Below are 12,486 nucleotides of genomic sequence, written 5' to 3'. Positions count from 1 at the left end.
CTATGGATATAAATCTGTTTGATTTTCATTTACCAGAAGAACTTATTGCACAAGTCCCGTTAGAAGATCGTGAAACATCAAGATTAATGGTGTTAGACCGTGAAACAGGTGATATTGAGCATAAACATTTTACGGACATTCTTTCCTACTTACATGAGGGGGATTGTTTAGTTTTAAATGAAACGAAAGTTATGCCTGCTCGTTTGCATGGTGTGAAAGAAGATACAGGCGCACACATTGAAGTACTTCTTTTAAAACAAGAAGAGGGCGATAAGTGGGAAACGCTTGTAAAGCCAGCGAAACGTGTAAAAGAAGGAACTGTTATCTCTTTTGGCGAAGGAAAATTAAAAGCAACTTGCACAGGAACTGCAGATCAAGGTGGACGTCAGCTTGAATTTTCATATGACGGCATCTTCTATGAAATTTTAGATGAACTTGGGGAAATGCCACTTCCTCCATATATTAAAGAGACGCTAGAAGATCGCGATCGCTATCAAACAGTATATGCGAAAGAAATTGGTTCAGCAGCAGCGCCGACTGCGGGACTTCACTTTACAGAAGAGTTACTTGAGAAGTTAAAGCAAAAAGGCGTTCAGTTAGCATTCATTACACTTCACGTAGGACTTGGAACATTTAGACCAGTTTCTGCAGATACGATTGAAGAACACCATATGCACGCAGAATATTACCATATGTCTGAAGAGACAGCGGCATTATTAAATCGTGTAAAAGAGAATGGTGGACGTATTATTACTGTAGGTACGACATCAACTCGTACGTTAGAAACAATTGCAACAGATCATAACGGTAAGCTTTGCGCCGCTTCTGGATGGACAGATATTTTCATGTATCCGGGATATGAATTTAAAGCAATTGATGGTTTAATTACAAACTTCCACTTGCCGAAATCAACATTAATCATGCTTGTAAGTGCATTTGCAAATAGAGATAATGTACTTCATGCTTACAATGAAGCAGTAAAAGAAAAATATCGTTTCTTTAGCTTCGGTGATGCAATGTTCGTTGCATCTCACGCTAAAATGAGAAACAAATAAAAGGAGTAAGTTATGACAGCAATTCGTTATGAATTTATTAAGACATGTAAACAAACGGGTGCCCGTTTAGGTCGTGTGCATACACCGCACGGTTCATTTGATACACCAACATTTATGCCAGTTGGTACACTTGCGACAGTTAAGACAATGTCACCAGAAGAATTAAAAGCAATGGATTCTGGCATTATTTTAAGTAATACGTATCATTTATGGCTACGTCCAGGTCATGAAATTATTCGTGAAGCAGGCGGCTTGCATAAATTTATGAACTGGGATCGTGCAATCTTAACAGACTCTGGTGGTTTCCAAGTATTCAGTTTAAGTGACTTCCGTCGTATTGAAGAGGAAGGCGTTCACTTCCGTAACCACTTAAATGGAGATAAATTATTCTTATCACCAGAAAAAGCGATGGAAATTCAAAATGCATTAGGTTCAGATATTATGATGGCATTTGATGAGTGTCCACCATTCCCAGCTACTTTTGAATATATGAAGAAGTCTGTAGAACGTACAAGCCGTTGGGCAGAACGTTGCTTAAAAGCGCATGAACGTCCACAAGATCAAGGTTTATTCGGTATTGTACAGGGCGGGGAGTACGAAGAGCTTCGTCGTCAAAGTGCAAAAGACCTTGTTTCAATGGACTTCCCTGGTTACGCTGTAGGTGGTTTATCTGTAGGTGAGCCGAAAGATATTATGAACCGTGTACTTGAGTTTACAACACCACTTCTTCCAGATAATAAGCCACGTTACTTAATGGGAGTAGGTTCTCCTGACTCATTAATCGATGGTGCAATTCGTGGTATTGATATGTTTGACTGCGTACTTCCAACTCGTATCGCTCGAAATGGTACATGTATGACAAGTGAAGGTCGTCTAGTTGTAAAAAATGCGAAATTTGCAAGAGACTTCGGTCCGCTTGATCCAAATTGTGATTGCTATACATGTAAAAATTACTCTCGTGCGTACATTCGTCACTTAATGAAATGTGATGAAACGTTCGGAATTCGTTTAACGTCTTATCACAACCTTCATTTTCTGTTAAACTTAATGGAGCAGGTGAGACAAGCTATTCGTGAAGACCGTCTTGGCGATTTCCGCGAAGAATTCTTTGAACAGTATGGCTTTAATAAACCGAATGCTAAAAACTTCTAATACATAATTTAAAAGGAGGAACAAAAGATGAATGCAGGTATGATGAATATCGTTATGATTGTTGCGATGTTTGCGATTTTCTATTTCTTATTAATTCGCCCGCAACAAAAGCGTCAAAAAGCAGTTGCTCAAATGCAAAACGAATTAGCAAAAGGTGATGCTATCATAACAATTGGTGGCTTACACGGTACAATCGAATCAGTAGATGACACGAAAATTGTTATTAAATCTGGTGGTTCACACTTAACTTTCGATCGCAATGCGATTCGTGAAGTTGTGAAAAACTAATGTGGAAGGCCCTGCATGAAATGTGCAGGGCCTTTTTTAGTTACTTTGCTTTGACATATTTACACCGAAAATACCACCGAGTGTACTCGCCCCCATTAATGCTAATTGATAAAGTAATTGTGAGTTCGATAAAGTTTGAGAAAAGCCTAAATAGTTAACTAGAAAAACGAGTATAGTGAACGTGAGACCTGTTGTGAGACCTACCAGCCACCCTTTCCCCTGTGCTTTGTTGCCAGCAATAAAACCAGACATAAGCATAGATAAAAGAGCGAGTATAAAAATAGTAACGGCTAATGTCCCTTCGTTTATATTCGTAAACTTTAATAAAAGAGCCATAATCATGCTAGTAAGAGATGCGAGAATTAATAGTGTAGTAATACCGAATCCGATTGCAGTGGATAATTTTTTCGTTCCATCCATTTATACATTCCCCCTTTTTAATACAAGCATATTTTCCTTTTGTCTAAGTTAGACTAGTTTCTTTTTTATAGGGGAGTCTATACGTAAAAAAGGAGATGTAGAAATGGAATGGATATCAATAATTGGACGGACAATGCTTTTGTATACCATCATCTTAATTATTTTTCGTCTTATGGGTAAACGTGAGATAGGAGAGCTAAGTGTATTAGATTTAGTCGTATTTATTATGCTTGGAGAAATGGCTGTAGTAGCAATTGAAAATACCGATAAATCACTTTGGCATCAATTAATTCCGATGACTTTTCTTATGTGCATCCAAATTATTTTGTCAGTCATTTCCCTAAAGTATCAACGCTTTCGGCATTTAATAGAAGGTGAGCCGGCTATTCTTGTAAACGCGGGGAAGATTGATGAAAAGAAGATGAGAAAGCAACGTTATAATATAGATGATTTAATGATGCAATTAAGGGAGCAAGGAGTTGGAGATATTCGGGATGTAGAATATGCTATTTTGGAACCGTCTGGGAAGTTATCTGTCTTTCAAAAACAAAAAAATAAACAGGATGTATTGCAGTTTACTCTTCCTCTTATTATTGATGGAGAAATTCAATCTAGTCATTTACAAATGATTGAACATACAGATGAATGGCTTATTGAGAAATTAAAAAACTTAGGTTATAACGATGTGACACAAATTTTATACTGTAGTTTTCAAAACGGAAAATTTTTTGTTGATGTAAAAGAAAATTAGAGATTTATTCTTTGAAAGAGTAAGAATGATTAGTTTAACTAATAATCAGTGGAGATTACCCCACTGATTAAAGTTTCAACTTATTTCAAAAATGAAAGTTTACGAATGATAGGGAGACGACTTAACTCTTCTTTTCGAATGAGTTTGAAGGTGAAGAGAAGTACGATATAAACAATTGTTGTTAAAGTGATTTCCCATAATGTTTGTATGCCGAGGGAATGAGAGAAAATAATATATTTATGAATATAAAAACCGAAGGCGCCTGCGATACCGATGGCAAGTCCGCCGAAAATATAGTCTTTTGCGTAAATGGTAAATGTAATCTTTTTTAAAACAGTAGCGTAGTGAAGAAATGTTACTGTTACAATATTTGCAGCGATAGCGAGAGCAACTCCCATCATTTGAAATTCTGGCCTTGAGGCTAGTACAAAAATAACAATTAATTTCACGGTGGCGCCAATAAATGTATTCATCATTGCAGCTCTTGCTAAGTTTAAAGCTTGCAAAACAGAGGTCAGTGGACTTTGGAAATAATGAAATAAAAAGCAAGGTGCAAGAAGTTGAATGAATGCTGTTGCGCTGTCTGATCCGTACATAAGAGTTAAAACAGGAGAAGCGAATACATATAATATAACGACAGACCATCCCCCGGTAATTAATGAAATTCGAAGTGCTTGTTGTAAGCGGTGCTCCACTAATTTATGTTGTCTTTTTGCCATCGCTTCACTAATAGAAGGGACGAGCGCTGTAGAAAGAGCGTATGTAATAAAGGCGGGTAGTGATAGGAGCGGGAATGCATAACCGTTTAACATGCCGTATTGCTGGGTTGCAACAGAAGCAGCGACACCAGCGATTGCTAAGCTTTGCATAACGACAATAGGTTCAAAAAAATATGAAACGGAGCCGATTAAACGACTTCCTGTAGTGGGAAGAGCTATATCCATAAGGGAATAAAATGTTCCTTTGCTCTCCTTTACAGTAGTGAAAAATCCAGAGCGTATTGATAAATGTTTTTCGCGCTGAAATAACGTGAGTAAAAATAATAAGGATGCAACTTCACCGAGAACAGCTGATAACATAGCACCGGCTGCAGCATATTCTACGCCGTAAGGTAAAAATAATTGAATGCATATAGCGATAATGGTAATGCGGACAACTTGTTCTAGAACTTGTGCATAAGCGCTAGGTTTCATATTTTGTTTCCCTTGAAAGTAACCGCGCAAAACAGAAGAAATGGCAATAACAGGAACGACGGGCAAAATGGCTATTAATGGATAGTACGTTCTTTCGTCGGTTAATAATGTTTTTGCTAAAATAGGTGTGAGGAACATAATTCCGATTGTTAATATGATACTAATAACGGATGTAACAGCTAGTGATACAGTTAATATTTTTTTAACTCTTTGTTTATCGTTCACAGCTTCCGCTTCTGCTACAAATTTTGCGATTGCGACAGGAAGACCGATTTGTGTTAATGTAATTGCTAAAATGAATGTAGGAACGGCCATCATATAAAGACCAACGCCTTCTTCACCTAAAATACGTGCCATTACTATACGATTGATGAAACCGAGTATTTTTGTAATAAATCCGGCTATCATTAAAATAAATGCGCCTTTTAAAAAGCTTTGTCTCGTCATGTTCTTCTCCTACCTTCTCAAAATCAATGGAATGATTTACAATAATTTATATGCACGTACGAGACAAGAATGACAAGCATTTAAGAGAGTGAACTATGATAGCGCTCTTGAAAGTAGTTATTGCTGTCCATTAGAGCGGGATTAAAGCGACTTTTTCGTGCTGAAATAAGAAGGAGATGTTATAGATGTTAGATAAAGAGGCTTTGGTAGAATCATACCGCGGACAGTTACAAGTCGTTTTAGAAAGTAAAGTAGAAGAGTTTCACATGTTCGGTTACGACCGAGTGACAGATGATGATATTTGGAAGTTTCTCAAAGTGAAAAAGTGGAAAAAGATAGACAGTGATGTTAGATTATATGAATTGGTAAATGATGTATTAAGAGTAAGTGCTAATGAGTATATGACATATTTAACTGTTGAAGCGTACCAAGCGCCACTTTGGTCATTTGATGAGTACGAAAATAAATAACCGACTGCAATTGGTTTGTTCTTCCTTTTGCAGTATAATGATATGTATTGATAAAGAGGAAATAATTATGTCTAAGATTATATATAAAGGAGGTAGTGAAGAGGAAAATAAACGATGAAAGTCTAGGTAGTGTAAAAGCTTACCTATACAGCTAGTGATGAACTAGCAAAAATTATAGAAAGGAAGTCTACTAACTAGGCGTATGCACACGTATAAAAGTGAATCGTAAGAGATTTATTTAAAGTGTTAGTAGCAGAAAGAGGGTACATATGGCAAAGCGTGGTACGAGAATTGCCGCCTTTTTCCTCATCGTCTTATTAATCGGTGGAGTAATTGGTGCGGCGGGAAAAGACATAGCAAAAGGAATTAGTCTAGGACTAGACCTTCGCGGTGGTTTTGAAATTCTGTATGAAGTAAAACCAGCCAAAAAAGGTGATAAAATCGATCGAGACGTACTTGTAAGTACAGTAGGTGCTCTTGAAAATCGTGTCAATGTTCTCGGTGTAAGTGAGCCGAACATTCAAATCGAAGGGCAAGATCGAATTCGTGTACAGCTTGCTGGTGTACAAGATCAGCAAAAAGCACGTGAAATGTTATCAACACAAGCGAAATTAACATTCCGTGATGTGGATGATAACCTTCTTATGGATGGAACGGATTTAAAAGGCGGCGGAGCGAAGCAAACATTTGATGAGCAAGGCCGTGCGAGCGTAGGTCTTACACTGAAAAGCGCTGAAAAATTCCGTGCAGTAACTGAAAAAATTTCTAAAATGCCACCACCAACGAATTTAATGGTAATTTGGCTGGACTTTGAAGAAGGAAAAGATTCGTATAAAGCAGAATCTGCAAAACCGAATCCGAAGTTCTTATCAGCGGCAACAGTAAGCCAAGTATTTAACCAAGCTGAAGTATCTATCGTAGGTGGAAACTTCACAGTTGAAAGTGCGAAACAACTTTCATCTTTATTAAATGCAGGTGCACTTCCTGTTGATTTAAAAGAAATGTATTCAACATCTGTTGGAGCGAAATTTGGTCAACAAGCGTTAGAGCAAACGATTTTCGCTAGTGCGATTGGTATCGCTCTTATTTTCTTATTTATGCTTGTATTCTACCGTTTACCAGGACTTGTAGCGGTTATTATGTTAGGTCTATACATTTTCGTTACATTACTTGTCTTTAACTGGATGCATGCAGTTCTTACGTTGCCAGGTATTGCGGCGTTAGTGCTCGGGGTAGGTATCGCAGTTGATGCGAATATTATTACGTACGAGAGATTGAAAGAAGAGCTGAAAATTGGTAAGTCCATGATGTCGGCATTTCGTGCTGGTAACCATCGTTCATTAGCAACAATTCTAGATGCAAACGTTACGACTCTTGCAGCAGCTGGTGTGTTATTCGTTTATGGTAATAGCTCTGTAAAAGGATTCGCAACAAGTTTAATCGTAAGTATTTTAGTTGGTTTTATTACGAACGTATTCGGTACTCGTTTCTTACTAGGTTTACTTGTAAAGAGCCGTTACTTTGATAAAAAACCAGGATATTTTGGTGTGAAACAAAAGGATATTATTCCATTAACAAAAGGTGTAGTACATCCGCCAACGAGATTTGATCGTATTAACTTTGTAAATATCGGTCATAAATTCCTTATCTTCTCGATTGTAGTTGTGATTGCGGGTGCAATTATCTTACCAATTTTCAAATTGAATCTTGGTATTGACTTTGCAAGTGGTACACGTATTGACTTGCAATCAAAACAAGCAGTTACTGTGGCTGATGTTCATAAAGATTTTAAAGAGTTGAACATTGATGTGAAGGAAGAAAATATTGTACCGACTGGGGATGACAATAAAGGTTTCGCAGTTCGTACATTAGGTGTTTTATCAAAAGATGAAATTGCGAAAACAAAAACATTCTTCCATGATAAATATGGTACGGATCCAAACATAAGTACAGTTTCACCGACAATCGGTAAAGAGATTGCACGAAATGCATTTATCGCTGTACTAATTGCTTCTGCAGTTATCATTTTATACGTAAGTATTCGATTCCGATTTACGTATGCGTTATCTGCAGTGCTTGCGTTACTACATGACGCATTCGTTATGGTTGTTATGTTTAGTATTTTCCAATTGGAGGTAGACTTAACGTTTATCGCTGCAGTACTAACAATCATCGGTTATTCTATTAATGACTCGATTGTTACATTTGATAGAAACCGTGAATTATACAAACAGAAAAAACGAGTTCGCGATATAAAAGACTTAGAAGAAATCGTAAATGCAAGTATTCGCCAAACGCTTGGTCGTTCGATTAACACAGTATTAACAGTGTTATTCCCAGTAATTGCACTGCTTATCTTTGGTAGTGAGTCATTACGTAACTTCTCGTTTGCGTTACTTGTTGGATTAATTGTAGGTACGTACTCTTCTGTTTTCGTTGCTTCTCAAATTTGGTTAATGCTTGAAAACCGTCGTTTGAAAAGAGGTAAAAACAAGAAGAAGGTTGAGAAAGTAGAATCTGAACCGCAAGTATAGAAAAGATGATGTCTCTTTATGAGGCATCTCTTTTTTCGTTTGTGGATACAATAAGATAGCAACTTTTTAACGGGAATAATATGGAAGAAAGTGGTGGTTTTATCGCTGTTTTTGTTAAAATAAAATGATAGGTTAAGAAAAGAAGGGATTTTAATTATGGAAAAAGATGAACGTTTTAAACAGGCCGAGTTTGGTGCTATTGTCGGGATCGTTGGTAATATTATATTAGCAATTGTAAAGGCGGTAATTGGTTATATTGGGAACAGTAAAGCACTGTTAGCAGATGCGGTGCATTCTGCATCAGATGTAATTGGTTCGCTAGCTGTACTTTTTGGATTGCGAGCGGCAAAGCAGCCACCTGATGAAGATCATCCGTATGGTCATGGTAAAGCGGAATCGATTTCAGCGATTATTGTTGCGGTATTATTATTTATTGTGGGACTCGAGATAGCGATTTCGTCTATAAAAGCTTTTTCGCAGGAACTAGAACCACCGAAAGGAATTACGATTTTTGCTGTTGTTCTTTCGATTATCGTGAAAGAAGGAATGTTCCAATATAAATTCCGATTAGGGAAGAGGGTAAATAGTGATGCAATTATTGCAAATGCATATGAGCACCGTTCGGATGTATTTTCTTCAATTGCAGCTTTAATCGGTATTTGTGCAGCTATAATCGGTGGTAAGCTTGGTGTAGACTGGCTTGTATACGCTGATCCGATTGCAGGATTAGCTGTTTCACTTCTTGTTGTAAAAATGGCATGGAGCATTGGAGCGGAAGCAATTCATGCAACGCTTGACCATGTTCTTCATGAGGAGGATGTTATTCCGCTTAGAGAAGCAGTTCTTCAAGTAGATGGTGTGAAAAAAATTGGTTCTTTATATGCACGGGAGCATGGTCATTATGTTATTGTCGATATTAAAGTGTCTGTAGATCCATACATTACTGTAGAAGAAGGACACCGCATTGGAAAACATGTGAAAGAAATACTTATGAAACAAGAGAATGTACAAAATGTATTCGTACATATAAATCCGTATTCTCCAAATTAAACATCATTAACATTTTTGTATATAGATATTGCATCGTAGTTTGCATTATATTGTCACCCCTTAATCTGTCTTGTATAATAAACAGGTTAAGGGGTGATTTCGTGTTACAACCGAAGACGCGTTGGAAAGAAAAAGAATATAATGACGAGCGAGTGAGTGAATTAGCAAGTAAATTACAGTTATCGCCACTTGTCGTTTCATTATTCCTCGGTAGAGGGCTAGATACAGAAGATAAGATTTTAGATTTTTTAAATACAGAAAATCAAGAATTTCATGATCCATTTTTATTAGAAGGAATGGATAGAACGGTAGAACGTGTAAATAAGGCGATTCAAAATGGAGAGCAAATATTAATATTTGGTGATTACGATGCGGACGGAGTAAGTAGTACGACGGTTTTATATCTTGCTCTTCAAGAATTAGGTGCAGAAGTAGAATTTTACATTCCAAATCGTTTTACAGAAGGGTATGGACCGAACGAAGAAGCGTTTCGTTGGGCGCATAGCGCAGGGTTCTCACTGATTATTACTGTCGACACTGGCATCGCAGCAGTACATGAAGCGAATGTAGCAAAGGAGCTTGGAATAGATCTAATTATTACAGATCACCATGAGCCACCGCCAGAATTGCCAGAAGCACTTGCGATTATACATCCGAAATTAGATGGCGGTGTATATCCGTTTCACTATTTAGCTGGTGTAGGTGTTGCGTTTAAAGTTGCGCATGCACTATTAGGCCGTGTACCAGAACATTTATTAGAGATTGCAGTAATCGGTACAGTAGCCGATTTAGTATCACTTCATGGTGAAAATAGGTTGCTAGTGAAACGCGGTTTAAAACATATGCGTATGACGAAAAATATCGGACTAAAGGCGCTATTTAAAGTTGCTAACGTTTCGCAAAGTGAAATTACAGAAGAGAGTATTGGCTTCTCACTCGCACCGCGTATTAATGCGGTCGGACGTTTAGAAGATGCAGCGCCGGCTGTACACCTTTTATTATCAGATGATCCAGAGGAAGCGAAAGAGTTGGCCGAAGAAATTGATGAGCTGAACAAACTGCGAAAAGATATTGTAAAGCAAATTACAGAAGAGGCTATCGCTGAAGTTGAAAATAACTTCCCACCAGAAGAAAACAAAGTATTAGTACTTGCAAAAGAAGGCTGGAACCCAGGGGTAATTGGAATTGTTGCTTCTAAATTAGTTGAACGTTTTTATCGTCCGACGATTGTATTAAGCATTGATCCTATTAAAGAAACAGCAAAAGGCTCAGCGCGTAGTATTGCAGGATTTGATTTGTTTGCAAACTTATCAGATTGTAGAGAGTTATTGCCACACTTCGGAGGGCATCCGATGGCAGCGGGAATGACGCTACATATGAATGATGTAGATGAATTACGTCGCCGCTTAAATGAACAAGCAGATGCAATTTTAACAGAAGAAGATTTTATTCCAATTACAGCAGTTGATGTTTTTTGCAAAGTAGAGGATGTAACGCTAGCGGCAATTGAAGATATGCAAAAACTAGCACCGTTTGGTATTGGAAATCCGAAACCACGTATTGCAGTGAAAGATGCAGAGTTAGAAAGTATTCGCGCAATCGGATCAGATGGCTCTCATTTAAAAATGGCTCTTCGTGATGGACAAGCAACACTGGATACAATTGGATTCGGTTTCGGTGCATATGCGAAAGAAATCTCTCCAGTTGCAAAGGTATCTGTAATAGGGGAAGCATCCATCAATGAATGGAATAATTTTAAGAAGCCACAACTAATGGTACAAGATATTGCTGTAGAGGCGTGGCAATTATTTGATTGGCGTAGTATGCGTAATGCAGAAGCAAATTTAGCAGAACTTCCGAAAGAAAAAATAACAATGGTGTATTTTTCTGAAGAGGTATTGAATAAATTTTCTTTAGAGGACTATAAAGAAAAGCTTATGCATGCGTCAGAAGTAACGCATTTAGATGATCAATACATCGTGTTACTCGATTTGCCAAAAGGAACAGATGAATTACGTGAGTTATTTAAAGTAGGATTCCCAGCGCGAATTTATACGCTGTTTTATCAAGAGAATAACCATTTATTTAGTACAGTTCCTACGAGAGAACATTTTAAATGGTACTATTCTTTCTTAAACCAAAAAACACCATTTTCTTTAAGACAATATGGAGAACAACTATGTCGTCATAAAGGTTGGTCAAAAGATACAGTAAATTTCATGACACAGGTGTTTTTTGAGTTAGAATTTGTTACAATAAAAGATGGCGTCATTTTTATGGCAGACAAAAAACAAAAGCGTGATTTAATTGAATCGAACACATATCGTGAGAAAATGAACCACTTACAATTAGAAAAAGAATTGGTTTATAGCACATATCAGCAACTATATACATGGTTTGAAACGATTCGTAATCATAAAGAAGTAGAACAGTTAGGGTAAAGGATTTGTATTTACAAACCTTTTAGATCTGAGGAGGATTCAGAAATATGGATTTCAAGCAACATATCGCAATTGTACCGGATTATCCGAAAGAAGGTATTGTGTTCAAAGACATTACACCTTTAATGAATGACGGTAAAGCATACAAAGCAGCAACAGATGCAATCGTTGAGTACGCAAAAGAAAGAGATATCGATGTTGTAGTAGGACCAGAAGCTCGTGGTTTCATTATCGGTTGCCCAGTTTCTTATGCGTTAGAAGTAGGATTTGCACCAGTTCGTAAATTAGGGAAATTACCACGTGAAGTAATTACAGTTGACTACGGTAAAGAATATGGTAAAGATGTTTTAACAATCCATAAAGATGCAATTAAGCCAGGTCAACGCGTATTAATTACAGATGATCTATTAGCTACAGGTGGAACAATCGAAGCGACAATTAAGTTAGTTGAAGAGCTAGGCGGAGTTGTAGCAGGAATTGCATTCTTAGTAGAGCTTACTTACTTAGATGGTCGTAAAATGTTAGATGGTTACGATGTATTAGTATTAGAAAAATACTAATCACTATATAGGTAAAACTACGGTGATAAAAAGTACCCGTGAATCTCTTGGAGAGGAGCGGGTACTTTTGTATAATTGAACAAAAAATCATGGTGAAATGTCAGTAAAATCTTTTCCTTTTCACA

11 protein-coding genes are annotated in these 12,486 nt (G+C 37.3%); 9 read left to right on the top strand and 2 right to left on the bottom strand.

What is annotated here, in order from left to right:
* Window positions 1-2 precede the first annotated feature (2 nt).
* The 3 genes from queA to yajC are packed head-to-tail and all read left to right on the top strand — an operon-like array spanning window position 3 to window position 2,495.
* The gene (gene queA / locus BCG9842_RS21995) at window positions 3-1,055 is read left to right on the top strand and encodes a tRNA preQ1(34) S-adenosylmethionine ribosyltransferase-isomerase QueA (RefSeq protein ID WP_000354016.1); all 1,053 of its coding nucleotides are present in this window, start codon (window positions 3-5) and stop codon (window positions 1,053-1,055) included.
* A 12-nt stretch (window positions 1,056-1,067) separates the two neighbouring features.
* Entirely contained in the window at window positions 1,068-2,207 is a 1,140-nt protein-coding gene (tgt, locus tag BCG9842_RS21990; RefSeq protein ID WP_000125365.1) for a tRNA guanosine(34) transglycosylase Tgt, read from the top strand.
* Between the two features lie 27 nt (window positions 2,208-2,234).
* The gene (yajC, locus tag BCG9842_RS21985; RefSeq protein ID WP_000991113.1) at window positions 2,235-2,495 is read left to right on the top strand and encodes a preprotein translocase subunit YajC; all 261 of its coding nucleotides are present in this window, start codon (window positions 2,235-2,237) and stop codon (window positions 2,493-2,495) included.
* Between the two features lie 36 nt (window positions 2,496-2,531).
* Here yajC and BCG9842_RS21980 read toward each other — a convergent pair whose 3' ends face one another.
* Window positions 2,532-2,915 carry a TIGR04086 family membrane protein gene (locus tag BCG9842_RS21980; RefSeq protein ID WP_000349145.1) on the bottom strand — a complete coding sequence of 128 codons (384 nt, stop codon included), beginning with the start codon at window positions 2,913-2,915 and terminating at the stop codon, window positions 2,532-2,534.
* A gap of 103 nt (window positions 2,916-3,018) precedes the next feature.
* Between BCG9842_RS21980 and BCG9842_RS21975 the strand changes: the two genes are divergently transcribed.
* Window positions 3,019-3,666: a DUF421 domain-containing protein gene (locus tag BCG9842_RS21975; protein ID WP_000454822.1), complete on the top strand. Its 648-nt coding sequence runs from the start codon at window positions 3,019-3,021 to the stop codon at window positions 3,664-3,666.
* Between the two features lie 80 nt (window positions 3,667-3,746).
* Here BCG9842_RS21975 and spoVB read toward each other — a convergent pair whose 3' ends face one another.
* On the bottom strand, window positions 3,747-5,306 hold the full coding sequence (gene spoVB / locus BCG9842_RS21970) for a stage V sporulation protein B (RefSeq protein ID WP_000198293.1): 1,560 nt from the start codon (window positions 5,304-5,306) through the stop codon (window positions 3,747-3,749).
* Window positions 5,307-5,491: 185 nt separating this feature from the next.
* Here spoVB and BCG9842_RS21965 point away from each other — a divergent pair, with 185 nt between their 5' ends.
* From BCG9842_RS21965 to BCG9842_RS21945, 5 genes are all read left to right on the top strand, one after another.
* Window positions 5,492-5,776 carry a post-transcriptional regulator gene (locus BCG9842_RS21965; RefSeq protein WP_000884549.1) on the top strand — a complete coding sequence of 95 codons (285 nt, stop codon included), beginning with the start codon at window positions 5,492-5,494 and terminating at the stop codon, window positions 5,774-5,776.
* Window positions 5,777-6,045: 269 nt separating this feature from the next.
* Window positions 6,046-8,310 (top strand): protein translocase subunit SecDF, encoded by a 2,265-nt coding sequence (gene secDF / locus BCG9842_RS21960; RefSeq protein WP_001119056.1) that lies wholly within the window; start codon window positions 6,046-6,048, stop codon window positions 8,308-8,310.
* A 156-nt stretch (window positions 8,311-8,466) separates the two neighbouring features.
* Window positions 8,467-9,360, top strand: coding sequence for a cation diffusion facilitator family transporter (locus tag BCG9842_RS21955; protein ID WP_000409739.1), 894 nt, complete (start codon window positions 8,467-8,469; stop codon window positions 9,358-9,360).
* Window positions 9,361-9,461: 101 nt separating this feature from the next.
* Window positions 9,462-11,801 carry a single-stranded-DNA-specific exonuclease RecJ gene (gene recJ / locus BCG9842_RS21950; protein WP_000941227.1) on the top strand — a complete coding sequence of 780 codons (2,340 nt, stop codon included), beginning with the start codon at window positions 9,462-9,464 and terminating at the stop codon, window positions 11,799-11,801.
* A gap of 47 nt (window positions 11,802-11,848) precedes the next feature.
* Window positions 11,849-12,361: an adenine phosphoribosyltransferase gene (locus tag BCG9842_RS21945; protein WP_000346215.1), complete on the top strand. Its 513-nt coding sequence runs from the start codon at window positions 11,849-11,851 to the stop codon at window positions 12,359-12,361.
* The last annotated feature ends 125 nt before the right edge of the window (window positions 12,362-12,486 follow it).

Origin of the sequence: Bacillus cereus G9842, from assembly GCF_000021305.1 — a bacterium.
Lineage (GTDB): Bacteria > Bacillota > Bacilli > Bacillales > Bacillaceae_G > Bacillus_A > Bacillus_A thuringiensis_S.
The sequence above is the reverse complement of the archived record's forward strand: the minus strand, read 5'-3'. Positions and strand labels throughout refer to the sequence as shown.